This window comes from Streptomyces sp. NPDC020780, from assembly GCF_044334475.1.
Taxonomy (GTDB): Bacteria; Actinomycetota; Actinomycetes; order Streptomycetales; family Streptomycetaceae; genus Streptomyces.
In genome coordinates, this window is sequence record NZ_JBIRTB010000024.1 from 13,842 (window position 1) to 38,388 (window position 24,547).

Below are 24,547 nucleotides of genomic sequence, written 5' to 3' on the forward strand. Positions count from 1 at the left end.
CCGGGCCGGCCCCCGTTGCTCCCTCCTGCTCCGTCCCGCAGGGTCAGGCGGCTTTCGTCACGTGACCCGTACGCAGGGGCCGGTGCGGGGCGATGATCTGCCCGTCCGGGAGCAGCTCACCGGTGTCCTCGAAGAGCAGGACGCCGTTGCACAGCAGGCTCCAGCCCTGTTCCGGGTGGTGCGCCGTCAGACGTGCGGCTTCCCGGTCGTTGGAGTCTGCGGTCGGGCAGGGTGGCTGGTGCTGGCACATGGATGGGTTCTTTCGCTGCGGTGAGTCGGGTGTTTCGCGGCGTGACGATGTGTTCATGGCCGTCCCCGTGTCAAGTCGGTCCGGTCCCAGTGTTGCCCCACGGGCGTCGGTCCGCAGGGATTTCGCGACAGCTCACGTTCTCCTCACATGACGCATCACCCGGCCGGGCGGTTCAATCCAACTGCATTGCCTCTTCGGGTGGTTCGGGGTGGCCCGTCCGGGCTAGCCCGGACGGGCACGGAAAGGCGCCCTCGCCGTCGAGTGCGGCGGGGGCGCGTGGGGCCGGGTGATCAGGCGGGCGACCCGAGGAGCCCCGGCAGGCCGGGGAGATCCGGAGCGGGGGCGGGGGTGACACGCAGTGTCATGACCGGAAGCAGCTCGGCGACCCGGTGCGGCAGGTACGGGGTGATGCCGGGAGGCGCCGGCGCCAGCGGCACCAGCACATCGGTGGGGGCCAGTGCGCCGGCGCCGGCGTCGGCTCCCGTGTCGTTGTGCAGCCACAGCGTGAGCATGTACAGCTCGGGAATCGACAGCAGGCGCGGCTGGTAATGCCCGGCCGCCGACTCCGCCTGGCGTACGGCGAGTTCGGTGGAGACGAGGTACGGGCCCTCGAAGAAGTGCGAGAAGGCCCACCCGTCCGGGGTGACCATGGTGTCGGCGGCAGCGACGGCACGGTCGCCGCTGCGGATGAGGAAGCGCCAGCCCGCGAGGCGGGTGCGCGGCGCGGTCTCATCGGGCACGATCCGGTCCAGTACGTGGACAGGCAGCGGGAGTTCGGGGCTCAGCGATCCCTGGACGGACCGGAGAGCGGGGGTGTGGCCCTCGCGGACTGCGGCGGGAGAACCGAGTGCCGCGAGAACGCTGCGCAGTGCGGGCGCGGGGGCCGGGGAGACATGCAGCGGCATAGTGGGTCGCCTCTCACTTCGGAGACACGGTGATGCGTGGGCGGGTGCAGACAGCGCTGTCGGCGTGCGGGGCCAGAGGAAGGCCGGCGACGGACGGGCCGGTACGTCAACTCTCTGCCTCGTGCGCAGAGTTTATACGACAAATATTCACACGATGTTTCGGCTACCTGTTCCGCGTATTGCGCGCAAGGCGGATTTCAGCCCGTGAATTGTGGAGTTTCTGTTGGTTCGGGCCGCCCTGCAAGCCCTCAGCCAGGTATTTCCCGGGCGGCACGGTAGGCTGAAACCCGTCGATCATTCAGCTGGGCCGCGCCGACGGTACTGCACCCCCTGCATGCCGCAGGAATGTGCCTCCGGCGTTCATCGACAGACTACTGGGTAGATGTGGCCCGTGGGGGGAGTTACGGATCTCCTCCCCGGGGCATTATCGATCGTGATACGAGCGGCCTGTGCCGCGGGCCGCCCACTCGAGGAGGGACCCTTCGATGGGCGAGAAGGTCGTGGCGGGTACTTTTGACCTGTCCGATCGGCAGACATACCGCGAGAAGCTCACCCGGTGCCTGGCGGCACTGGAGAGGCTCCTGTCGGAGGGGAGGTTCGACCGGCCACGGAACCTCATGGGTCTGGAGATCGAGCTGAATCTCGCGGGCGCGGACGGCATGCCGAGGATGCGGAATGCGGAGGTGCTCCAGCGCATCGCCAGCCGGGATTTCCAGACCGAACTGGGGATGTTCAACCTGGAAGTCAATATTCTTCCTCACCGGCTCAGCGGGCGGGTATTCGATCAGCTCGCCGAGGAGCTCAGGACAGGGCTCGCATATGCCCACCGCAAGGCTGCGGAGGTGGACGCGGGCATCGTGATGATCGGTATCCTGCCGACGCTCGGCGACGAGGACGTCGTCTCGGCGAACCTGTCGGACGTGGACCGCTACACGCTGCTCAACGACCAAATGGCAGCGGCACGGGGTGAGGATTTCCGTCTCGATATCGAAGGTGTCGAACGGCTGGTGCGTACTTCTGCCTCCATTGCGCCGGAATCAGCCTGCACCTCCGTGCAGCTGCATCTCCAGGTGACGCCTGCCCGCTTCGCGGACGTGTGGAACGCGGCCCAGGCCATCGCACCGGTGCAGATCGCCTTGGGCGCCAACTCCCCCTTCCTGTTCGGCAAGGAGCTGTGGCGCGAATCGCGGCCTCCACTGTTCCAGCAGGCCACCGACGTACGCCCGCCCGAACTCAGGAACCAGGGTGTGCGGCCCCGGACGTGGTTCGGGGAGCGCTGGGTCGGCTCCGCGTACGAGCTCTTCGAGGAGAACCTGCGCTACTACCCGCCCCTCCTGCCGATCTGTGACGACGAGGAACCGCTGCAGGTGCTCGACGAGGGCGGAGTGCCCACGCTGGCCGAACTCGTCCTGCACAACGGCACGGTCTACCGGTGGAACCGGCCGGTGTACGGGCTGGCCGGCGGCGTTCCCCACCTCAGGGTCGAGAACCGGGTGCTGCCCGCCGGGCCCACGGTGGTGGATGTGATCGCGAACGCGGCGTTCTACTACGGCCTGGTGCGCGCGCTGGCCGACGAGTCCCGGCCCGTCTGGACCAGGCTCCCCTTCGAGGCGGCTGCCGAGAACTTCGACGCCGCCTGCCGCCACGGGATCGAGGCCGAGCTGCTCTGGCCGCGGCCGGGCCGCTCGGGAGGCGTGGCGAAGGTGCCAGCCACCGAGCTCGTACGGGCCGAACTGCTGCCGCTCGCCGCGGCCGGGCTCGACGCCTGGAACATCGAGCCCGCCGACCGGGACCTGTATCTCGGTGTCATCGAGGAGCGCTGCCGGCTCCGGGTGAACGGCGCCTCCTGGCAGGTCGACACCTACCACCGCGCCCAGGAGGCAGGCCTCGACCGGAAGGGAGCACTGGCCGCCACCACCCGGCGCTACGGCGAACTGATGCAGGCGGGCGAGCCGGTGCACACCTGGCCGGTCGGCTTCCCCGCCCCCTGAGGCAGTGGCTGCGGCCCCACCGGGCCGCAGCCACCCGCCCACCGCCTCCCGCGATCACCTCCCCGCCCCCGCACCGTGACGGATGCCGGTGTGCCCGTGCCCCGACGCCTTCGGGCAAGCTAAGGGTTGTCCCGCCTTTCACGGCGGATCAGCGCGCGGCGGTCAGATGCGGTGCGTCGCACGGCGGAGGAGCGTCCGCATACTGGATGTATGGGGGGACGTTCCGCCAACGCGGCGAGGTGCGTGCCCGCCGGGACGTGCGGGACAGCCCTCAGGACGCACGGCTGGAGGCAGGAGTACAGGTGGAGGCGGGACGCGTGGCTGAATCCATTCCCCACGAGGGGGTGTCCCGGCGGATCCTCCGGTCGGAGACACTCCTCGTGCTGGCCCTCTCGCTGGGGGCCAGCGGGGTGTCCGCCCTCATCAGTTTCATCGGCTCGCTGACGAAACCGGGCGGTCTGAAGGACCAGGCGGCGACACTGAACAGTTCGTACGCACCCGGCCGGCCGTGGCTGGACCTCGCCTGGCAGCTGTTCGGCATCGCAACGGCGCTCGTGCCGGTGGCGCTCGTGGCCCACCTGCTCATCCGGGAAGGGGCGGGTCTGCGGGCTCTCGGGGCCGACCTGACCAGGCCGTGGCAGGACCTCGGCCGGGGGGCCGTGGTCGCGGCCGGGATCGGGAGCGCGGGGCTGGCCTTCTATCTGGCGGCGCGGGCAGGGGGCTTCAACCTGACCGTGGTGCCGGAGTCCCTCCCCGAGGTGTGGTGGAAGTTTCCGGTACTGATCCTGTCCGCGGTCCAGAACTCCGTCCTCGAGGAAGTCATCGTCGTCGGTTACCTGTTGCGCCGGCTGGGCCAGCTGGGATGGACGCCCATGGCGGCCCTGGTGGCGAGCGCCGTGCTCCGCGGCTCCTACCACCTGTACCAGGGGATCGGCGGCTTCATCGGAAACGTGGTCATGGGCGTCGTCTTCGTGCTGCTGTACCGGCGCTGGGGACGCGTCGGGCCACTGATCGTCGCGCACGCCCTGCTCGACATCGGAGCTTTCGTCGGATACGCCCTGCTCGCAGGTGAGGTGGGCTGGCTGCCCACGCCGTGAGGCGGCGAGCGGTTCCCGCCGGCCTCAGACGGCGGGAAGCAGTTCCCCCTCGATGACGGTGACGGCGCTGCCGGTCAGCAGGGTCCGGTCACCGCGCAGCGCGGTGCGGACCAGGCCCGAACGGGCCGAGGCCTGCAGGCCCGTGAGGTCCGTCCGGCCCCACCTGGCCGACCAGAAGGGGGCCAGGGCGGTGTGGGCGCTGCCGGTCACCGGGTCCTCGTCGATCCCCACGCCGGGGAAGAACCCGCGCGACACGAAGTCGTAGCCGGACCCGGGATGTTCGGCGGCCGCCGTCGCGATGACGCCACGCCGGGAGCAGGCGGTGAGCCGGGCGAAATCCGGCCGGAGAGCTCGAACGGTCGCCTCGTCCGCCAGCTCCACCAGCAGGTCGCCGAGGTGTTCACCCGTGTCGTGGACGGAGAGCGGGTGCGCGCCGAGCGCCTCTGCCAGGCCGGGTGGCGCCGTGGTGGGGGTCAGGGGGGCTGTCGGGAAGTCCAGGGTCAGGCTGCCGTCCGGGTGGGCGGTGGTGCCGAGGACCCCGGCGCGCGTCGCGAAGCGCACGGGGCCGCTCGCTGTTCCCGTGGTGTGCAGGACGTGTGCGGTGGCGAGTGTGGCGTGCCCGCAGAGGTCCACCTCGGTGGCCGGGGTGAACCAGCGCAGGGCCCAGTCCGCGGTGCCGCCGGGCGGCAGCGGGTGGGCGAAGGCGGTCTCGGAGAGGTTGACCTCCGAAGCGATCCGCTGGAGCAGCGCCGCCCCTGGGAAGGGACCCGGATCCAGGAGCACCACTCCGGCGGGGTTACCGGCGAAGGGCCGGTCGGTGAACGCGTCGACGATGCGGATCTTCATGCGGCGACCGTAGGCGGCGGGCTCCCGCCCGGTCCAAGGCCAATCGCGGGTCGGCGGCATCTTCGGGGCGTGCCCGTGGAAAGGGCCCTGCGGCAAGGCCGGGTGCGGTGAGCGCGAACCGGTCCGCTCCGCACGGCCGGCGCGGTCCGTCGCCGTGACGTGTGCGGTGAGCCCCCGGCGGCGAACGCAGGGTCAGACGGGCTGGATCCGAGCCCGCAGGAGGCAGAACTCGTTGCCCTCCGGGTCGGCGAGGACGTGCCAGCTCTCCTGGCCGGTCTGGCCGACGTCGGCGGGCCTGGCGCCGAGCGCGAGCAGCCGCTCCAGCTCGGCGTCCTGGTCGCGGTCGGTGGCGCTGACGTCGATGTGCAACCGGAGCTGCCCGGTCCGCGGTGCGCTGTTGGGGCTGAGGACGAGGGTGGGCTGCGGGCCACCGCCGGGCGGCCCGATCTCGATGCTTCCGTCGTCCTCCCGGCCGAACTCCACGTAACCGAGGACCTCGCTCCAGAAGGCGGCGAGCCGCTCGGGGTCGGCGGCTTCGACGACCAGTTCACTGATGCGGCATGCCATGCCGTCAGTGTACGGAACAGGCCGTCCCGCCTGGCCCGTTCGGGATTCTCCCGGAGGACCACCGGCCGCGCGGAGTGCCGCCCTGCGGGGCGGCGCGCACGCCGGAGGTCTCGACCTCCTCGCCGCGCCCGCCGCCGGCCCGCGGTGTGCCGTGCCGTCGAGGTGCTGGAGCGGGCGGGCGTCTCCGCGGCCCGGCTCGCGGCGCGTGCGGCCGAGCGGCAGGCCGAGGCCGGCTCGCGCCCGTGATCGCCGATGTGATCACGGGCACCTTTCCGACAGGTGTGACGGGGGTGACGCTACTGACGGCTGCTGTCATGATGTGCCGATGCACGCGTCTCACGGCAGAAGCACGGGTCTGGCTCTCGCCCTCGCCTCGGCCTTCGCCTTCGGTGGTTCAGGGGTGGCGGCCAAGCCGCTGATAGAGGCCGGGCTCGACCCGCTGCACGTGGTGTGGCTGCGGGTGACCGGGGCGGCCCTCGTCATGCTGCCGGTCGCCTGGCGACACCGTCGCCTGGTCAGGGAACGGCCCGCGCTGCTGGCCGGCTTCGGGCTCTTCGCCGTGGCGGGCGTGCAGGCCTGCTATTTCGCCGCCCTCTCCCGCATCCCCGTCGGGGTCGCTCTCCTCGTCGAATATCTGGCGCCCGCCCTGGTCCTCGGCTGGGTGCGGTTCGTCCAGCGCAGGCCCGTCACCCGGGCCGCCGCTCTCGGCGTCGTCCTGGCGGTCTGCGGGCTCGCCTGCGTCGTCGAGGTGTGGGCGGGTCTGTCGTTCGACGCCGTCGGCCTGCTGCTGGCCTTCGGAGCGGCGTGCTGTCAGGTGGGCTACTTCGTGCTGTCCGACCAGGGCAGCGTTGACACGCGAAGCACCGCGTCGCCGGAGCCGTCCGCGTACGTCCGGCACGAGGGCGACGCTCCACCTGCCGACGGTGAGCGCCGGACGCCGCGGGTCACGCCCTCGGGGAGTGCGGGGGGACCGGGCGGAGCCGGCCCGGCGGCGGCCGAGCCGCCCCATCCGTTCGGGGTGATCGCGTACGGGTTGCTGGTGGGTGCGGCCGTGCTCACCGTGGTGGCCAGGCCGTGGGGCATGGACCGGTCGGTTCTCGCCGGCAGCGCCGGCATGAACGGGCACGAGGTGCCCGCGTGGCTGCTGCTCGGCTGGATCGTCCTCCTCGCGACCGTCCTCGCCTACGTCACCGGGGTGGTGTCGGTGCGGCTGCTCTCGCCGCAGGTGGCGGGCGTCGTGGCATGCCTGGAGGCGGTCATCGCGACCGTACTCGCCTGGGTGCTCCTGGGCGAACATCTCTCCGCGCCCCAGCTCGTGGGCGGAGGCGTGGTGCTGATCGGGGCCTTCATCGCCCAGTCGACCGCCCCGAAGCCTCCGTCGGGACCGGTGGCGTCGGGGCCGGCCGCGACCGGGGCGGGTGGACCGGAACCGGCCGGTGGCCGCGGGTCCGCCGACGCGGAAGGTGAGGTGTCCGGGAGGCCGGCGGCCTTTTAGGGTGGCCCTCCTCGATCGTCCACCGGCGGCCTGCCACGGCCGGGAGGGTGTTCGGGGTGCTGCCTTCGGGGGCGAAGCTCACGCAGGAGGCGATCTCGGAGGGACCGGTGGCGCTGCGGCGGGCCAGGACCCGGTGCTCGACGTTCTCCTCGCGCAGGGACGGATCGCGGCCCGGGATCCGTCGCGGGCACGCTCGGCGTGGGCGCCCCGCCCGCACGAACGTCGCTCCCACGCCTGCCGGGGCAGGCCGGTGACCAACTCGTCCGCAGGGTGGTCATGCGGGAGGCGGCGACGGCGGTGGCGAAGGTGGCCGCACCTGGGCGTACGAGCCCGACGGCGCGCTGCCCGTGTTCACCCGCTGGACGGTGCCGAGGCGCCCCGTGGGCGGCCCAGCCGCGCCGGGTCGCCGGGTGGCGGCGCCCGGCTCCGGCTGACACCACGCGAACGGCACGGGTGCCCGGCCACAGCCATGGGCTACGCGAGAGAGCAGGACAGTGCCTCTCGGCCACGCCACCCGGCCCTGACACCGGTACGTGTCCCGGTCGAGCCGGATCAACCCGCGAAGCGCGCCCCGAGGCCGCCGTCGACCGGGATATCAGCCCCGGTGATGCCGCGGGCACCCGGTCCGAGCAGGAAGGCGACGACCTCGGCCACGTCCTGGGGTTCACACATCCGCCCCATCGGGTGCACGTTCACCACCTCGGCCTCGGCTGCCGCGGGGTCGGGCTGGGCGGCGAAGTAGTCGCGGACCAGGGATGTCCGGGTCCAGCCCGGGCTGACCGCGTTGACCCTCACCCCGTGCGGCGCGAGTTCGAGGGCCAGGCTCCGGGTCAGCCCCAGCAGACCGGACTTGGCCGCCGCGTAGGGGAAGTACCCGGCGGAGGTGAGGCGGGCGTGCAGGGACGCGACGTTGACGATCGAGCCCGCCCCGCCCTCGCGCATGGCGGGGATGAGCTGCTTGGCGACGAGCCAGGCGCCTTTGAGGTCGACCGCGAAGACGCGGTCCCATTCGTCGGAGGTCATCGACGCGGGGTCGAAGTACGCGTTGATCCCGGCGTTGTTGACCAGGAGCGTGGCCGGGCCGAACCGTTCGGCGACGGACGCGGTGGCCGCGGCGACACCTGCCTCGTCGGTGATGTCGACGGCCAGCGGCAGCAACCGGCCCGCGTGGGCGGAGCGGCGGTCGGCGGCGCGGCCGAGTGCGGTCTCGTCGCGGTCCAGCACTGCGACGGCGGCACCTCCCGCCAGCAGGACGTCGACGACGGCCTCGCCGATGCCTTGCGCACCGCCGGTGACGATGGCGGTGCGGTCCTGAAACGGGTACGGGTTCACAGTGCCTCCCTGGGGGCAGCGTCGCCGGACGGGCGCGCGGCGACGGTGTGGGACGGGAACCCGGGGGCTCCGGGGTGCAGGACGGCCGGGTACGCGGGCGGTGCCGAGGCTCCGACGTCGGCGGCCAGTACTCGGCCGTCGTGCCGGGGGCGGCTGCCGGGCCGCGCCTCCTCGGAGCCGGCACCCGGCGCGGGAGTGAGACCGATCGCCGCGGTGGCCACGAACAGGGTGCCGTCGACGAGCGCGGGGCTGGTGGGCTGGACGGCGGGGAGCGGCAGGAGGGCTGCAAGAGTGCCGTCGGGTGCGTAGCGGTGGACCGCGCCGGCACCCCATACCGCTACCCACAGGTGACCGTTGTCGTCCACTGTCATGCCGTCCGGACTGCCGGCGTCCGGGGCGAACACCACATGTGCGGTCCGGTCGAGCAGCCGTCCGTCGTCGGGATCCACCCGGAAGCGGTCGATGCGGCCCTCGGCGCTGTCGGCGAGGTACATCACCGTCCCGTCGGCCGTGAAAGCCGGACCGTTGGGAACGGTGAGACCGTCCAGCACGGTGGTGACGGAACCGTTGTGGTCCACCCGGTGGAGCCGGCCGAGGCCGCGGTCGGGCCCGTAGGGCATGGTGCCGAACCAGAAGCGTCCCGACGGGTCGCAGCATCCGTCGTTGACACGGCTGGGCACGGGTTCACCGGCATCGGGGCGGGCCAGCCGGGTGACGCTGCCGTCGGGGGCCAGTACGACGGGGCCGGTGCCGGCCGCCGCCATCCAGTGTCCGGGCAGGCCGGCGAGTGGGGCGACGGCACCCAGCGGGACGTCCAGGCGCAGCAGGATTGTCCCGTCGCCGGGTGTGGTGGGGTCGAGGGCGGTGAGGGTGCCGTCGAGGATGTCGACGGTCACCAGGTGGTCTCCGGTGTGACGCAGGCCCTCGCCGAGTTCGCGCCGGTGGGTGGTCCAGGGGCGGAACGCCGGTGGGTCGGTCGCCCGATGCGGGTGGCGGGTCACGGTCTCTCTCCTTCCGGTCCACCGCACCTTCGGGAGGTCCGGGACGGTGGGGTGGGGCACGGCGGGACGGTCAGCGCAGCGTGGCGCCGTCCTCCCGGTCCAGCAGGGCGAGTTCACGGCGTTCGGGCAGCCCCTGCCAGTCGCCCATGGAACCGACGGCGAAAGCGCCCACGGTGTTGGCGCGCGCCAGGCGCTCACGCGTACCGAGGCCGTCGAGCAGCCCCGACAGCAGGCCGGCGGTGAAGGCGTCCCCGGCGCCCACGGTGTCGCGTACGGAGACGCGGCGCGCGGCCGTGTGTTCCCGGCCCTCCGCGGTGTGCAGTTCAGCGCCGTCGCCGCCGAGCTTGACGGCCACTTCCCGGGTGGGGCCGCCTGACAGCAGGGACCGGACGCGGTCGGTGGTGGTGCGGGCCGAGGGGTCGGTGGCCAGGGCGAGTTCGTCCTCGGAGGCGATGACGAGGTCGGCGTCGCGGGCCAGCGGGCGCAGGATGTCGGCGGCCTCGGAGGCGCTCCAGAGCCGGGGGCGGTGGTTCACGTCCAGGCTGACCAGGATTCCGGCGGTCCGGGCGGCCTGTACCGCTGCGCGCACGGCGGCCAGCGGCTGCGGCCCCAGGGCGCAGGTGATGCCGGAGACGTGCAGGATCCGGGCGCCGTCGAGCAGGGCGGGCGGCACATCTTCGGGGCACAGCCGGGAGCCCGCCGAGCCCGCCCGGTAGTACTGGATGCGCGTGAGGTCGGCGATCCGCGGTTCGGAGAGCAGCAGACCGGTCGGGGCGTCGTGGTCGGTACGGGCGCCGGTCGTGTCCACGGACTCGGCACGCAGGGTGCGCAGGACCAGAGTGCCCAGTTCGTCGTCACCGACGCGGCCGATCCAGCGCGCGCGGTGTCCGAGTCGGCTCAGTCCGATGGCTACGTTGGACTCGGCTCCGGCCACCGAGAGCCGCAGGTCGCCGCCCATCCGGAGCGGGCCGGATGCCCTCAGGACGGCCATCGTCTCCCCCAGAGTGACGACGTCGGGGGTGGTCCCGGTGCTCACACCCCCTCCCGGTGGCCGGGGAGGGCGGCGAGGAAGGTCCGGCACCGTTCCCGCAGCGCGTCCAGGTCACCACCGTCCGGGGCGTCTCCCACGATGGGTGATCCGACGCCGACGGCAAGGGCTCCGGCCTCCAGGTAGGCGCGGGCGGCCTCGGCGTTCACGCCCCCGGTGGGTACGAACGGGACCTCGGGCAGCGGATCGCGCAGGGAGCGCAGGTAGGCCGGGCCGCCGACGGAGGCGGGGAAGAGCTTGACGGCGGTGGCGCCCTCGCCGACCGCCCGGACGATCTCGGTAGGGGTCAGCGCGCCGGCGACGACGGGGAGTCCGAGGGCGTGCGCGGTGACACTCCCCTCGGCGAGCGCGGGTGTGACGACGAAGGCGGCTCCGGCCTGCTGGACGGCACGGGCGTCGTCGCCGGTGAGCACCGTGCCGGCGCCGATGAGGGCGTCACCGGCATCCCGGGCGCAGCGCGCGATGATCCCGGCCGCGTCAGGGGTCGTCAGCGACACTTCGATCAGCGTGACGCCCTCCTCCCGGAGGGTGTGCACGGTCTGTTCGGCAGCCTTCGGGTCGGTGCCGCGGACGATGGCGATCACGCGTTCACGGCGGAGTCGGTCGGTGAAGCTCATACTGGTCAGTCCTCGGGGCTGCGGTACGGATGCGGGGTCGGGGGCCACGGACGGAGCCGGTGCGGCCGGCATCACCACTCGGCGAACGAGCCGTCGGGATGACGCCACAGCGGGCTACGCCAGGGAGCGCCCGCCGCTGCATCGGCCCGGCGGACCGCGTCCTCGTCGACGGTGATGCCCAGCCCCGGCCCCGTGGGGCGGGCGACGTGTCCGTCGGTGAAGCGGAAGACCTCCGGGTCGACGACGTAGTCGAGGAGTTCGGCGCCGTCGTTGTAGTGGATGCCGATGCTCTGTTCCTGGATCAGGAAGTTGGGGGTGGCGAAGACGACCTGGAGCGAGGCGGCGAGCGCGATCGGCCCCAGGGGGCAGTGCGGTGCCAGCTGGGCGTCGAAGGTCTCGGCGAGGGCGGCGATCCGGCGCAGTTCGGAGATGCCTCCGGCGTGCGAGGGGTCGGGCTGGGCGACAGCGATCCCGGCGGTCAGCGCGGGCAGGAAGTCCCAGCGCGAGTAGAGGCGTTCGCCGGTGGCGATGGGCACGGTGGTGGAGCGGACGAGCGGCTCCAGCAGCCGGGTGTGCTCCGGGGTGACGGGCTCCTCGGCGAACAGCGGGTGCAGTTCCTCCAGCGCGGCGAGCAGGCGTCGCGCGCCGGCGGGCCCGAGGCGGCCGTGCAGGTCCACCGCGACGTCCCGGCTGGGGCCGAGCACCTCACGCGCGGTGGCCACGCGGGCGTGCGCGGCGGCGATCCCGGCCGCGTCGCCCAGGCGTCCGGTGAGCCCGGTGGCGTTCATCTTGACGGCGGTGAACCCGGCCTCCACCTGGGCGCTGACGGCGTCGGCGATCTCGGCCGGTTCGTCGCCGCCGACCCAGCAGTAGACGCGGGCGCGGTCGCGGACGGCGCCGCCGAGCAGATCGTGCACGGGGACGCCGAGCGCCTGACCCCTGATGTCCCACAGGGCCTGGTCGATGCCTGCGACGGCGCTGGAGAACACGGGTCCGCCGCGGTAGAAGGTGCCGCGGGTCATCACCTGCCAGTGGTCCTCGATGTTCCGGGGATCCAGCCCGACGAGGTACTCGGCCAGTTCGCCGACGGCCGTACGGACGGTGTCGGCGCGGCCCTCGACCACGGGCTCTCCCCAGCCGACGATCCCCTCGTCCGTCTCGACGCGGCAGAAGAGCCAGCGGGGCGGTACCCGGAAGGTCTCGATGCGGGTGATCTTCATGGGACTTCTCGGTCCTCCGGTTCGGTGCCGTACGCGCTGTTCCGGCCGGTGCGGCCGTCGTCCACGTCGGCCTCGGTGCGGGTACGGGAGGGGTCCGCGGTGCGGGCGAGATCGGCGTCCGCACGGGCGAGCAGCGCGCGCATGGCCTGCTCGGCGGCGGACGGGTTCGCGTCGCGCACGGCGCGCAGGACGGGTTCGTGGGCGGGGACGGGGTCGTCGGCCTCGGCGGAGTGGACGAGCCGGTCGCGTTCGGCCAGAGCCGGTCCGATGAAGACGTCCATGCGCTGGAGCAGTTCGTTGTGGGTGGCCCGGAGCAGGGCACGGTGCCAGGCGAGGTCGGCCTCGGCGGCCTCGGCCGGATCGCCGGAGGTCTCTCCCATGCGGGCGAGGGCGGCCTCCAGCGCGGTCAGGTCTTCCTCGGTGCGCCGTTCGGCGGCAAGGCGGGCGGCGGCTGGTTCGACGACGAGGCGGACCTCGGCGAGGTCCCGCAGGACCAACTCCGGTGCGTCCGCGGCGAACTGCCAGCGGATGACGTCGGCGTCGAGCAGGTTCCAGTCCTCGCGCGGGCGGACGAACGTGCCGCGTTTCTGCCGCGCGTCGACCAGTCCTTTGGCGGTGAGAACCTTGACAGCCTCCCGCAGCACCGTCTGGCTTATGCCGAGCTCGTCGATGAGGGAGGACATGTCCAAGGTCTCGCCCACCCGCAGGCGCCCCTGCACGATGCGCGTGCCGACCTTCTCCACGATCTGCCCGTGCAGGCCCCTGCCCACGTACTCGGCCATGTGTCGTTCCTCCTCCGCCTGTGCACGCTGCGCGGCGCACACATCCACCCTATATTATTTATGAATTAAAAGGTGGGTGGTTTCCGTCCCCTCCGACAGTGACAAGGGCCACCCGGGCCGTGCCACCACCGGGCAGCGGTGCCGTCAACTCCCAGCCGGCCTCACGCTGCTGGTCCCTCGGGAGGTGCACGCGGCACGCCCGGCCCGGCTCCAGCACGCCCAGCACGAGCGGCTGTGTCCCGGCCGGGCCGCGAGCCTCCAGTCGGCCCGCAGCGTAGGGGACGAAGACGCCCTCCAGCCGTCCGCCCGCCCCGCCAGGGGGTGGCCCCGCCCAGTAACCGGCCGGGGTCACCCTTTCGACCGGGCCGGCAGAGGGGCCGACCCCGAACTCCACCTCCAACACGGCCGACGCCCCCGGCGCCAGCGTCGTCAGCGGTCCCAGCGCCTCACATTCGACGACGTGGTCGAGCGGCCGCAGACCGCCCAGGTGAGGCAGTCCCTCCGCCAGCGGATACTCCAACCACACCTCGGCACGCGACCCTCCGTCGGGGTAGGGGGCCTCGTGGACGGTGAAGCGCTGCGTCAGGGTGCGTTCCGGCCCGACGTGCGCCAGCCATCCCGCGGAGTCGGGAAAACCCACCTTCCCGACGACGTCCTGGTGCGGTACGTGCAGGACGCCCGGAGCAACCTCCAGCACCTGCGGCCGGCCGGTGCCGGCGACCAGGGGTACGGTCGCCGGTCGCCCGGACCCGGCGCGGCCGAGGTAGACGCCCTTGGCATCCGCCGGGCCTGTCGGCGGAGCTCCGGCGATCTGGGTGACGTTCCACAGGGCCCAACGGCGTTCCGCAGCGGCGGTGTTGGTCATCGTCAGATGCAGGCCGAAGGCCGTGCTGCGCGGGCGGAGCACGATCCGGCGCTCCAGCCGCAGACCGGTGCGTGGGTCGTCACCGCTGGTCAGCACGAGCGCCGCTGTCCCGTCGCGCTGTTCCACCTGTGCGGTGTAGGGGCCCGAGTCCAGCACCGGGTCCGGTGGACCCGCCCACTGGTCGGGGACGTCCCAGCCCTGCGGTGCGGGCCAGGTCTTGTCGCCGCCCCAGTTGAGCCAGTCGGCCATCGGTCCGTCGTGCGGGCCGGGCCGCACGCCCGGCAGCGGTGCGAGGTCGTCGCCCAGGAGCCGCGGGTTGCGGTAGAGGAACTCCGCGCCGTCCAGTGTCACCGAGAGCAGCCGGCCGCCCAGCCCGGGCGCGGCCGTCACCGTCAGGGCGCCGGCGTCCAGCGTGATCAGCTCTCCGTGCGCGGCCGGTGTGCGGCGTACCCGCACCGCGTCGTTCGCCTCGGTCACCAGTCAGCCGTCCAGACCGGGTTCGAGCACGACCTTGCCCCGGGCCGCGCCCGCGGCGAGCGCGAACGCCTCGTCCGCCCGCGCGAGACCGAAGCGGTCGCTGACGATCCGCTCAGGCCGGACGCCCCAGCGCACGAGATTGCGCGCCAGCTCCGCCATGACCGGCACCGAGGTGACCCAGGAGGCGTAGAGCGTGACCTGCTTGTGCAGGAGGGCGTCGGAGACCTCGGTCTCCAGAGTCCCGCCCTCGCCCACCAGGGAGACCCGTCCCCACTCGGCGATGTGCGCGATGGCGGTGGACCTGCCGGGGCGGGTGCCCGAGCAGTCGATCGCGGTGGAGGCCCCGCGCCCGCCGGTGAGCGCCGCCACGGTGTCGGCCGCCTCCTCAGGGGTGACCGTCGCGTCGAAGACGTCGAGTCCGTCGGCCCACGCACGGCGCTCGGGTGAGACCTCCACCCCGATGACCTGTCGCGCGCCCCGGCCGCGGCCGGTCATCGCTGCGGCCAGGCCCACCGGGCCCAGGCCGACGACGAGCAGGTCGTCGTCGCCGTTCACGCCGATCCGCCGGATGCCCTCGTACGCCGTGCCGAAGCCACAGGCGATGAGCGCCCCGTCGACGAAGCTCAGCTCGTCGGGCAGCGGCACCAGGGTGTGCTCGTCGGCGAGCAGGTAGTCGGCCGCTGCGCCGTCGCGCTGCCAGCCGTAGGCCGCGCGGGAGGGGTCGGCGCAGCTGATCTGGTAGCCGCGGGCGCAGTTGTCGCAGAGCCCGCATCCGGCGATGTGGTAGACCACCACCCGGTCGCCCGGCCGGTGTCGCCGTACACCGGGGCCCGTCGCCACCACGGTGCCGCTGGGCTCGTGGCCGGCGACGACGCCCCGGTAGGCGGGGCCGTCCACCCCGCGGTGGGTCTTGTGCTCGCGGTAGATGTAGCCGATGTCACTGCCGCAGATACCGGCCGCGCCCACGCGCAGCAGTACCTGTCCCGGGCCGGGCGCCGGTACGGGAAGGTCCCGCGTCTCGGCGGTGCTGTTCCCCGGCAGGTACACGCCGCGCATGGTGGCGGGCAGCGGGGTGGTGGTCTCGCTCATGGGGTGTCCTTCAGGCGGGTCGGGCGGGGTCGGGGCGGGCGGGTCACGTGGTGCGCGTCGTGAGGCTCCTGCGGGAGATGACGACGTTGATGAGTACGGCCCCGACGATGATCAGGCCGCGCACGACGTCCTGGAGGAAGGAGTTGACCCCCAGCAGGACCAGCCCGTTGGCGATCACCGAGATGAACACGACGCCCAGCATCGTCCCGACCAGGCTTCCGCGGCCTCCGGCCAGCGCGGTGCCGCCGATGACGACGGCGGCGATCACGTCGAACTCCAGTCCCGCGGCCGCGCCGCCGTTGCCCGAGCCCAGGCGGGCCGCCATCAGGATGCCGGTGAGGGCGGCGAGCAGCCCCGTGGTGGCGAAGAGCGCGACGCGCACGCGGCTGATCGGGATGCCCGCCAGCTGCGCGGCCGCCGCGTTGCCGCCCACCGCGTAGACCGACCGCCCGTAAGCCGTCCGGCGGGCGACGTACCAGAACACCGCGAACAGCAGCACCAGGACGATCGCGGGGGTCGGGATACCGAGGATCTTGCCGCCGAGCGCGTCCATGAATCCGCCGCCGGGGGTGGCGACGGGGAGCGCGTTGGTGGTGTACAGGGCGAGGCCGCCCAGTGCGCTCCAGAGACCGAGCGTCGCGATGAAGGACGGCACCCCGAACCGGGCGCGCAGCCAGCCGGCCGCTGATCCCCAGAGCGCACCGGCCACCAGGGTGAGCAGCAGGGCGACGGGCAGCCCGAGGTCCCATTCGGTGGCGCCCTTGGCGAAGAGCACCGAGGCGAAGGCCACGGCCGGGCCGATGCTGATGTCGATCTCCCCGGCGATGATCACCAGGGTGACGCCGAGGGCGGGGATGCCGACGGTTGCGGCGTCCCGCAGGATGCCGAGCTGGTTGTCGGTGCTGAGGAATCCGCCGGCGGTGACGCCGAGCGCGATGTACAGCACCACGACCGCGGCCAGCAGCCCGAGTTCGTTGAGGTGGCGCAGCCGGCGGACGCGGACGGTGCCCGGGGCCGGAGACGGGGGGCCGGACGTCTTGCCGGCCACGAGGGTCGAGGACATGGTTGTCTGCCTCACACTTCCACCGCCATGGTGGCGGCCATGATGTCGTCGAGAGTGATGTCGGGAGCGAGGAACTCGCGGGTGAACCGGCCGTTCTGCAGTGTCAGGACCCGGTCGCAGACGAGCGGCAGCTCCTCCAGCTCGCCGGAGACGAAGACCACGGCGGCACCTTCGTCGGCCAGGGACCGGATCAGGCGGTAGATCTGCTGCTTGGCCTCGACGTCCACGCCCCGGGTGGGTTCGTCCAGGAGCAGCACCCGGCTGCGGGCGTGCAGCCAGCGGCCGATGACCGCCTTCTGCTGGTTGCCGCCGCTGAGGTTGACGATGGGGGTGTCCAGGCCCGGGGTCTTGACCGCGAGCCGGCGGACCAGGTCCTCGCCGGCCTCCCCGGCCCGGCGGGGGGAGAGTCCGGTCCGTCCGCTGATCCCGGCGAACCAGGACATCGTCATGTTCTCGCCGACGCCCAGCAGCGGGACGATCCCCTCGCCCTTGCGGTCCTCGGGGGTCATGCCTACTCCGAGCCGCTTCATCGCCGCCGCGGTGGGGCGGGGAACAGGCCGCCCCTCGAAGACGACCGTGCGCTCGGCGGCGGGCTCGAACCCGGCGACCGCTCGGAGCAGTTCGCTGCGCCCCGAGCCCAGCAGCCCCCCGATGCCCAGCACTTCCCCGGCGTACAGGTCGAAGCCGGCGTCCTCCAGCTTCGGCGCCAGAGTCAGGTTCCGCACGGACAGCAGCGGGGTGCGGGAGCGGTCCACGGCCCGCGGCGCGAACGGTTCCTGCTCGCGGGCAGCCTGACCGAGCATGAGTGCGACGATCTGCGCGGTCGTCGCCTCCCGCACGTCCACCGTGTCCACGACGCTGCCGTCACGGACGACGGTCACGCTGCGCGCCACCTGCCGGATCTCGTCCAGCCGGTGGCTCACGTAGATCACCGCGACACCGGTGGCGGCGATACGGCCGACCGCCTCCAGGACGGTCCGCGCCTCACCGGCGGCCAGCGCGCTGGTCGGCTCGTCGAGGATGAGCAGCCGAGGACGACGGCGTACCGCGCGGGCGATCTCGACGAGTTGCTGCTCGGCCAGCGGCAGGGAGCCGACCGTGTCCTCCGGAGCGACCCGTACGTCCAGTTCGGCCAGCACCTCGGCGGCCTCCCGGCGCATGCGGGGGAAGTCCACCCCGGATGCGCCGCGGCGGGGCCACTCGCCGAGGAACAGGTTCTCGGCGACCGTCATCTCGGGTACCAGGCTGAGTTCCTGGTGGACCGTGGCCGCGCCCAGCTCGGCCGCCCGTCGCACGCCGCCGTGACCGAGGGTCTCGCCGCCGATGCGAACCTCGCCGCTGTCGGGGACCTCGACACCGGACAGCATCCGGATCAGCGTGGACTTGCCCGCCCCGTTGCGTCCGAGGAGGGCGCGGACTTCGCCCGGCTCGATCCGGAAGTCGACGTCGGCCAGCGCGCGGACACCCGGGTACTGCTTGTTGAGGCCGCTTGCCTCCGCGGCCGGCACGGGGCCGGACCGGTCGGGCGGCGGTGGGGAGGTCGTCATACTCGCTCCAGGGGAACCGGAGGGACGGGACAGGGATCGGGAAGGGTCCTGACGGCGCCGGCCGTGGACCGGACGGCCGTCACGGCAGGCCGTCGGGGTGGGTACGCAGCCAGTCGCGGGCCTCTTCGGGCGTCGAGTAGAGCCTCACCGGGGCGGGCACCACGGGATTGTCCAGCTCCTCGCCGGCGATGACCCGCGCGGTGGCGCGCGTGGCCAGCTCACCGACCTCGATGCCGGAGATGTCCACATCGGCCTTGAGCACCCGGTTGTCGGCCAGCTCGCGCGCCAGGTCGGCCGTCATGTCGCTACCGAAGACGACCGTCCGGCCGATGAAGCCGCGCTGGCGTACGGCGCGCACCGCGCCCATCGTCGCGCCGCCCGACTCGCCGTAGAAGGCGTCGACCCGAGAGTGTGCGCTCAGAATGCGGTCGGCGACCTCGACGGCCTGGTCGATCGTCGTGCCCTGCTGGTTGGTGACGATCTTCGCCTTGGGCAGTTCGGCGAACAGCGCCTTCTCGAAGCCCACCCGGCGCTGGATGCACACCTCGACCGTCTCGCAGTTGAGTACGGCGATCCGGGGGTCTTCGATGCCCTGGGACGTGAAGTACTTCGCTGCCTCCGCCCCGGCCAGCTCCCCGAACTTCACCGGATCGCCCAGCACCCAGGCGCTCACGTACTCCCGCGTCGCCTCCTCGGTCAGACAGGTGTTGTAGCAGACGACCTTGATGCCGCTCTCGTGCGCCAGGCGGACGGCGGGGATGGAGGCAGTGGTGGAGACGGGTGAGAGCACCAGAGCCTTCACCCCCGCGGCGCTCACGGTGTCGACGAAGGTGCTCTCCTTGGAGGCGTCGCCCTGGGCGTTCAGCTCCAGCAACTGCACCCCGTCCCCGAGGTGGCCGGCCGAGTCCTGCATGCCCTTTCGGACACCGGCGTAGTAGCCCTGGGCGTCCATGTAGACCAGCCCGACCCGGCCCCCGTCCCCGGCCCGCGGTATGCACCCGGTGAGCGTGACCATGGTCAGCGCAAGACCGAGGCACACGGCGAACGCGGTGCGATGCCGCTCCCTGCCGTTCCTCATGACATCACTCCGAATCACGTACAAAAGCTGCGTACGACCGCATTGAGGTGCGGATCGCCGCTGCGGCGTCCTCCGAGTATGGAAGGGACACCCGAGTACGGTCAAGATTAATTGCTAATTAATGATTTGATCGTGTCCGCGGCCCGCGTTTCCCTGCGGTAACACGTCGCCGCAGGGCGATATGCAGGCATCTCGAAGCGGCGCACCGTCAGTGAGTGAGGCGGTCGCCCCGGGACGCGAGACTCCGGCTTCCGGTCGGGGCGCGGGTGAGCACGATCAGCGTGATCACGGGGGCGATGGCCACTGCCGCGAAGCCGGCGTCCCCGCGTGTGTGGCACATCGGCAGGTGGGAGGGGGCGCCGTCGCCGGCCGCCGCAGCGTCTCGCGGGCGAGGCGCCCCGGGCCTTCACGCCCCCAGAGGTAGGCAGCGTGCCGCCTACGCTGCGGATGCACAGCTGCCCGGCCTGCCGGGGAGGAGTCCTCCTCGAAGGAGGTCACCGACGTCACGTGCCGTGGTGCAAGGACCTCGCCTCCGCCGCGGCATACCCGTTCCGGCGCCCTTTGCCGCCGTCAGCTCCTACGGCGCCCTGCGCGCCGACCGCCTTGCCCGCGGCTCTCGTGGGGGCCGGCGCGACTCCTTCGGCGCCCTCACCCGCCGGGCGCACCGGCCGCCCGGGCGTTCCACACCCACCAGGTCGAGGCGCACCGCCCCGAAGCGGCGGCCTGGACTCGGTATCTGCACCGGCGCGACCGGGCAGCCTCGCGGACACCGAGGCAGCCCGGTCCTCGCCCCGGATTCATCGCGCTGGGGGGCGCGGGCGGCCACGGGGAACGGCTGGGCCGCGGAGAATGCCGCCGGGGCCGCCGCCCTCGCCCGGCACGGGGCGCCGGTGCTCGGCGGAGAGGCAGCCGGGGTGCGGCGGCCGCCCGGCGGCGGGCTGCCCTGCCCGCCTGATCCGTGAGGGTCCGGCCCGCGGTTCCCCACCCGGGCCGGGCCGCTTCGACGGGTCAGAGCGCGGACAGGTAGTCCGGCACGGGGACGGCGGGGTCGAGGTCCTCGGACGGCACCGGCGTGGCGTATCCGGGGGTCAGCGGCACCACGCCCGCCCAGTACGGCAGGGCCAGGTCCTCCGGCTCGTCGTTCGGGCCGCCGGTGCGGATCTTGGCGGAGACCTCGTCGAGGTCCAGCCGCACGACCGCCGTCGCGGCGAGCTCCTTCGCGTCGGCCGGCCGCGAGTCCGCGGACCGGCCGGGGACGACCTGGTCGACGATGGCGTCCAGTGCGATGCGGCGCTCCTGCGGGTCGGTCACCGTACGGGCTGTGCCGTGGACGACGACGGAGCGGTAGTTCATCGAATGGTGGAAGGCGGAGCGGGCCAGGACGAGGCCGTCGATATGCGTGACCGTCAGGCAGACGGCTATCCCCGGGTCCGCCTGTCCCGCCGCGCGCAGCGGCCGCGATCCGGTCGAGCCGTGGACGTACAGTCGCTCGCCGACCCTGCCGAAGAGCGTGGGGAGGACGACCGGTGCGCCGTCGCGGACGAATCCGAGATGGCAGAGGTACGCCTCGTCGAGGATCGCGTGGACCACCTCGCGGTCGTACGACGCCCGCTGCCTGGACCGGCTCGGGACCGTGCGGCCGGTGGGCTCGTAAGGCGCGGCGCTGTCCGGGCCGGTGCCGTCGGCGGTTTCGGTGTCCGGCATTGCTTCCTCCATTGCACTAGTGCATAATGACCTTTGTGCTAGGAGAGTATCGGATCAGCGGGTCCCGTGCATCGGAGATCGCCGCGAGCGTGGAACACGGAGTCGGTGCCGGCGCGTTCCCGCCCGGCCATCTGCTGCCTCCCATGCGGGAGTTGGCGGTACGGCTGGGGGTCAACCCGAACACGGTGGCGGCCGCGTACCGGACCCTGCGGGAGCGCGGGGTGATCGAGACGGCGGGACGCAGGGGGAGTAGGGTGCGGTCGCGCCCGGCCAGCACGGCGCGCAACTCGCTGCGCATCGAGCCGCCCCCGGGCGGTCGGGACCTCGGCTCCGGCAACCCTGATCCGGCGCTCCTCCCCGACCTCCGCGAGGCGCTGTCGGCGGCCGCCACCGCGTACGCCCGGCGTCCGGGGCTGTACGGGGACGCCCCGGTGCTGCCCGAACTGGCGGCGTACGCACGGGCCGCCATGGACGCCGACGGTGTTCCCGCCGGGCCGGTGGCGGTCGCCTCCGGATCCCTCGACGCGATCGAGCGGGTGCTGTCGGCCCACCTCAAACCCGGAGACGCGGTCGCCCTGGAGGATCCGGGGTGGGGTGGGCTCCTGGACCTGATTCCCGCGCTGGGGCTGCGCGCGGTGCCGGTGGCGATGGACGAGGACGGTCCGCTGCCCGGCGACGTGGATCGGGCGCTGCGGGCGGGGGCCCGGGCCATGGTGGTCACCGACCGGGCGCAGAACCCGACCGGTGCCGCCGTGGGGAGCGGGCGGGCGAGAGAGCTGCGGTCCGTCCTCGCCGGGCACCCCGGCGTCCTGCTGATCGAGGACGACCACGGCCACGCCATCGTCGATCTTCCCCTTCACCCCCTCGCCGGCACCACGCGACGCTGGGCCTTCGTGCGCTCGGTGGCCAAGGCGTACGGGCCCGACCTGCGGCTCGCCGTTCTCACCGGCGACGAGCTGACCGTGGACCGGGTGACGGGACGGCAGCAGTTGGGGCCCGGCTGGGTCAGCGGGATCCTCCAGCGGGCCGTGGTCCACCTGTGGACGACGGGGGCCGTCGACACGGTGGCGATCGCTCGCTCCTACGGAGAGCGCCGGGACGCGCTCGTGCGGGCGCTGGCCGAACGGGGGGTGGCCGCCCACGGGCGCAGCGGCATGAACGTATGGGCCCCGGTGAGCGACGAGACGGGGGCGGTGGCCAGGCTGCTCCGGGCGGGCTGGGCGGTCGCCCCCGGGGCACGCTTCCGGATGGTCTCGCCCCCGGGCGTACGCCTGACCGTGTCACCGCTGGAAGCCGCCGACATCACGCCGCTGGCGGACGCGGTGGCGCAGGCGGCCGGGCCGGTGCGCCCTGTCAGCCACGGGTGAGCGGCCGGCGGCCGGCCACCCGGCGGGACGGGCCGGCCGGGGTACGGGCCCGGCTCTGGGTGAGCGCGGCCCCCGCCAGGACCACCAGGGCTCCGACCGGGGTGTTCCAGCTCAGCCGCTCGCCCAGCACGGCCACCCCCGCGGCCGTGGCGATGACGGGGATGAAGTAGGTGACCATCTGCGCCGTCGTCGGGCCGACCTCGTCGACGAGACCGTACTGGAGGAGGACGGCGAGCCCGGTCCCGAGCGCTCCCAGGGCGCATACGGCGAGTGTCGGGATCACTGGGAAACGGTCGGGAGCCGAGGTGAACAACGGCGTGACGACGGCCAGTTGAATGGTCGCGACAGCCAGCTGGCTGCCCGTCAGCGCAAGGGTGGAGGAACCCGAGCCCGCCAGAGTGCGGCGGACGTAGATCCAGCCGACGGGGTAGCTGAGCGACGCCAGCAGGGCCATCGACGTCCCGGAGAAGTCCAGCCCGGAGAAACCCTGCCAGGCGCCCAGCACGGTCAGTACGCCGATGAAGCCCAGACCGAGGCCGGCGACCCGGCGGCGGGTCGGCCGGTCCTCGGAGAGCGCGACGAGCGAGAGGGCCATGCCCCACAGGGGAGAAGTCGCGTTGCAGATCCCCGCCAGCGTGGACGGGACGGTCAGCTCGGCGTACGCGAACAGCGAGAAGGGCAGCGCGTTGAGGAAGAACGCGGCGACGAACAGGTGCCCCCACGTCCGGCCGGTGCGCGGCAGCCGCTCACGGCGTACGGCCATGGCGACGGCCAGGACCGCCGTGCCGGACAGCAGCCGGCCGAAGGTCACCTGGAACGGGGCGTACCCCTCGGTGCCGACCTTGATGAGCAGGAAGCTGAACCCCCAGATGAGCGACAGCGCCACGAAGCGGAGACGCCAGTCCACGGAGCGGCGCGGGGCCGGACCGGATTTCAGGGCCGCAGGGGTGCCGGTCGGAGTGACGGTTCTCGGTGCGGAGGGGACGCTCATGGGTCAACCATGGCGGTCCTCACTACTTAGAACAAGCGAGAATTCGTCACCCCTTTCGCGTAGCATCGCTTACATGTTGAATCTGGAGCGCCTCCGCACGCTGGACGCCCTCGCCCGGCACGGCTCGGTGAGCGGTGCCGCCGACGGCCTGCACGTCACGACGTCGGCGGTCTCCCAGCAGCTGGCCAAACTGGAGCGGGAAGTGGGCCAGCAACTCCTCGCCAGGAACGGGCGGGGCGTGCGGCTCACCGACGCCGGACGGCTCCTGGCCGACCACGCGGCCCGCATCCTGTCGCAGGTGGAGATCGCGCAGTCCGACATCGAGGCGCAGCGCGGTCAGGTGGTGGGCGAGGTCCGCCTGGCCGCCTTCCCGACCGCCGCCCGCGGGCTGTTCCCCGCTGCCCTCGCCGCGCTGCGCGCCGGCCACCCCGACCTCGTGGTGCGGACGACGGAGCTGGAGCCGGAGGCCGGGATGCGGGCGGTGCTGCGCGGGGACGCCGACCTCGCCGTGGTACTCGACTGGAGCAACAAGCGGCTGCCGGTCCCGAGCGGTCTCGCCCGGGCCGAACTCCTCGACGACGTACCGGACATCGCCGTGCCCGCCGGCCATCGGCTCGCGGACCGGGCGGAGGTCGACCTCGCGGACTTCGCCGACGACGACTGGGTGTCCTGGCCGGCCGGCGAGTTCTGTCACGAGTGGCTGACGTCCACCCTCAGGTCCGAGGGCATCGAGCCCCGCATCGCCCACCTCGCAGCCGAACATCACACGCAACTCGCCCTGATTGCCGCCGGATTCGGGGTCTGCGTAGCTCCGCGCCTCGGTCGGGGTCCGGTGCCCGACGGCGTGCGGCTCGTGCCCGTACGGCAGTTGATGCGACGGCACATCCACGCCGTCTGGCGCACGGACGCGGACCGCAGGCCGTCGATCAGAGCGGCCGTCGGGGCGCTGCGTGAGGCGGGGCGGGCACTGGACGCTCCGCTGCCCCAGGGGAGCTGACCCCCGGCGCCGCACGGCCGACGGGCCGGGGCGGCCCGGGCGACCGGGGGCGCACCGCCGTCGTGCGCCGGGCGTGCACCACCGGCTCGCACCGGGAGCTTCGTGGGCGCCCCAGGAGGAGTACCTCGCCGACCGCCGCGCGTTCGACGAGGAGATCCGCCGAGGGGATCGCATGCCGGGTCCGCCCCGTCGAACCGGACCGTTCGCCCGTGCCGAAC

General features: G+C 72.9%; 22 protein-coding genes. 5 read left to right on the top strand and 17 right to left on the bottom strand.

The annotated features are described in order from the left end of the window. Positions 1-43: 43 nt before the first annotated feature. Together ACH4VO_RS30735 and ACH4VO_RS30740 are read right to left on the bottom strand one after the other, a co-directional pair. Positions 44-250 carry a DUF5999 family protein gene (locus ACH4VO_RS30735; protein ID WP_360997561.1) on the bottom strand — a complete coding sequence of 69 codons (207 nt, stop codon included), beginning with the start codon at positions 248-250 and terminating at the stop codon, positions 44-46. Positions 251-540: 290 nt separating this feature from the next. After that, complete coding sequence (locus tag ACH4VO_RS30740) at positions 541-1,155, bottom strand: hypothetical protein (RefSeq protein ID WP_360997559.1); 615 nt, start codon at positions 1,153-1,155, stop codon at positions 541-543. Between the two features lie 485 nt (positions 1,156-1,640). Here ACH4VO_RS30740 and ACH4VO_RS30745 point away from each other — a divergent pair, with 485 nt between their 5' ends. Together ACH4VO_RS30745 and ACH4VO_RS30750 are read left to right on the top strand one after the other, a co-directional pair. Beyond that, positions 1,641-3,146 carry a glutamate-cysteine ligase family protein gene (locus ACH4VO_RS30745; RefSeq protein ID WP_360997557.1) on the top strand — a complete coding sequence of 502 codons (1,506 nt, stop codon included), beginning with the start codon at positions 1,641-1,643 and terminating at the stop codon, positions 3,144-3,146. Positions 3,147-3,463: 317 nt separating this feature from the next. Further along, on the top strand, positions 3,464-4,243 hold the full coding sequence (locus ACH4VO_RS30750; RefSeq protein ID WP_360997555.1) for a type II CAAX endopeptidase family protein: 780 nt from the start codon (positions 3,464-3,466) through the stop codon (positions 4,241-4,243). A gap of 24 nt (positions 4,244-4,267) precedes the next feature. On the opposite strand, the gene ACH4VO_RS30755 is transcribed toward ACH4VO_RS30750, so the two are convergent. Both ACH4VO_RS30755 and ACH4VO_RS30760 read right to left on the bottom strand, forming a co-directional pair. Beyond that, a complete protein-coding gene (locus ACH4VO_RS30755) occupies positions 4,268-5,089 on the bottom strand; it encodes a PhzF family phenazine biosynthesis protein (RefSeq protein ID WP_360997554.1) in 822 nt (273 codons plus the stop codon). A gap of 192 nt (positions 5,090-5,281) precedes the next feature. Next, positions 5,282-5,656 (bottom strand): VOC family protein, encoded by a 375-nt coding sequence (locus tag ACH4VO_RS30760; RefSeq protein ID WP_360997552.1) that lies wholly within the window; start codon positions 5,654-5,656, stop codon positions 5,282-5,284. A gap of 325 nt (positions 5,657-5,981) precedes the next feature. Between ACH4VO_RS30760 and ACH4VO_RS30765 the strand changes: the two genes are divergently transcribed. Then, positions 5,982-7,151, top strand: coding sequence for an EamA family transporter (locus ACH4VO_RS30765; protein WP_360997550.1), 1,170 nt, complete (start codon positions 5,982-5,984; stop codon positions 7,149-7,151). 552 nt (positions 7,152-7,703) lie between these two features. Here ACH4VO_RS30765 and ACH4VO_RS30770 read toward each other — a convergent pair. The 12 genes from ACH4VO_RS30770 to ACH4VO_RS30825 form a co-directional block, all read right to left on the bottom strand. Then, a complete protein-coding gene (locus ACH4VO_RS30770) occupies positions 7,704-8,483 on the bottom strand; it encodes a glucose 1-dehydrogenase (RefSeq protein ID WP_360997548.1) in 780 nt (259 codons plus the stop codon). Further along, a complete protein-coding gene (locus tag ACH4VO_RS30775; protein ID WP_360997546.1) occupies positions 8,480-9,484 on the bottom strand; it encodes an SMP-30/gluconolactonase/LRE family protein in 1,005 nt (334 codons plus the stop codon). Before ACH4VO_RS30775 ends, ACH4VO_RS30770 begins: the two co-directional genes overlap by 4 nt. Positions 9,485-9,554: 70 nt before the next feature. Continuing rightward, positions 9,555-10,520: a sugar kinase gene (locus ACH4VO_RS30780; protein ID WP_360997544.1), complete on the bottom strand. Its 966-nt coding sequence runs from the start codon at positions 10,518-10,520 to the stop codon at positions 9,555-9,557. Next, on the bottom strand, positions 10,517-11,149 hold the full coding sequence (locus ACH4VO_RS30785; protein ID WP_360997542.1) for a bifunctional 4-hydroxy-2-oxoglutarate aldolase/2-dehydro-3-deoxy-phosphogluconate aldolase: 633 nt from the start codon (positions 11,147-11,149) through the stop codon (positions 10,517-10,519). Before ACH4VO_RS30785 ends, ACH4VO_RS30780 begins: the two co-directional genes overlap by 4 nt. 71 nt (positions 11,150-11,220) lie before the next feature. Beyond that, entirely contained in the window at positions 11,221-12,369 is a 1,149-nt protein-coding gene (gene dgoD, locus ACH4VO_RS30790; RefSeq protein ID WP_360997540.1) for a galactonate dehydratase, read from the bottom strand. Then, positions 12,366-13,151, bottom strand: a complete 786-nt coding sequence (locus ACH4VO_RS30795) for a FadR/GntR family transcriptional regulator (protein WP_360997538.1) — start codon at positions 13,149-13,151, stop codon at positions 12,366-12,368. Before ACH4VO_RS30795 ends, dgoD begins: the two co-directional genes overlap by 4 nt. Before the next feature lie 58 nt (positions 13,152-13,209). Beyond that, positions 13,210-14,493, bottom strand: a complete 1,284-nt coding sequence (locus ACH4VO_RS30800) for a DUF4380 domain-containing protein (RefSeq protein WP_360997536.1) — start codon at positions 14,491-14,493, stop codon at positions 13,210-13,212. Positions 14,494-14,496: 3 nt separating this feature from the next. Further along, positions 14,497-15,582 (bottom strand): zinc-binding dehydrogenase, encoded by a 1,086-nt coding sequence (locus ACH4VO_RS30805; protein WP_360997534.1) that lies wholly within the window; start codon positions 15,580-15,582, stop codon positions 14,497-14,499. A gap of 43 nt (positions 15,583-15,625) precedes the next feature. Continuing rightward, positions 15,626-16,645, bottom strand: a complete 1,020-nt coding sequence (locus tag ACH4VO_RS30810; protein ID WP_360997532.1) for an ABC transporter permease — start codon at positions 16,643-16,645, stop codon at positions 15,626-15,628. Positions 16,646-16,656: 11 nt separating this feature from the next. Then, a complete protein-coding gene (locus tag ACH4VO_RS30815) occupies positions 16,657-18,192 on the bottom strand; it encodes a sugar ABC transporter ATP-binding protein (RefSeq protein WP_360997530.1) in 1,536 nt (511 codons plus the stop codon). Positions 18,193-18,271: 79 nt separating this feature from the next. Continuing rightward, entirely contained in the window at positions 18,272-19,270 is a 999-nt protein-coding gene (locus ACH4VO_RS30820; RefSeq protein WP_360997528.1) for a substrate-binding domain-containing protein, read from the bottom strand. Positions 19,271-20,278: 1,008 nt separating this feature from the next. Continuing rightward, positions 20,279-20,974, bottom strand: coding sequence for a pyridoxamine 5'-phosphate oxidase family protein (locus ACH4VO_RS30825; RefSeq protein ID WP_360997526.1), 696 nt, complete (start codon positions 20,972-20,974; stop codon positions 20,279-20,281). A gap of 35 nt (positions 20,975-21,009) precedes the next feature. On the opposite strand from ACH4VO_RS30825, the gene ACH4VO_RS30830 reads away from it, so the two are divergent. Then, positions 21,010-22,341 carry an aminotransferase class I/II-fold pyridoxal phosphate-dependent enzyme gene (locus tag ACH4VO_RS30830; protein WP_360997524.1) on the top strand — a complete coding sequence of 444 codons (1,332 nt, stop codon included), beginning with the start codon at positions 21,010-21,012 and terminating at the stop codon, positions 22,339-22,341. Here the strand turns inward: ACH4VO_RS30830 and ACH4VO_RS30835 are convergent. After that, the gene (locus tag ACH4VO_RS30835; RefSeq protein WP_360997522.1) at positions 22,328-23,332 is read right to left on the bottom strand and encodes a DMT family transporter; all 1,005 of its coding nucleotides are present in this window, start codon (positions 23,330-23,332) and stop codon (positions 22,328-22,330) included. The two genes, ACH4VO_RS30830 and ACH4VO_RS30835, sit on opposite strands and share 14 nt — an antisense overlap. 73 nt (positions 23,333-23,405) lie before the next feature. On the opposite strand from ACH4VO_RS30835, the gene ACH4VO_RS30840 reads away from it, so the two are divergent. After that, on the top strand, positions 23,406-24,329 hold the full coding sequence (locus ACH4VO_RS30840) for a LysR family transcriptional regulator (protein ID WP_360997520.1): 924 nt from the start codon (positions 23,406-23,408) through the stop codon (positions 24,327-24,329). Positions 24,330-24,547 lie beyond the last annotated feature (218 nt).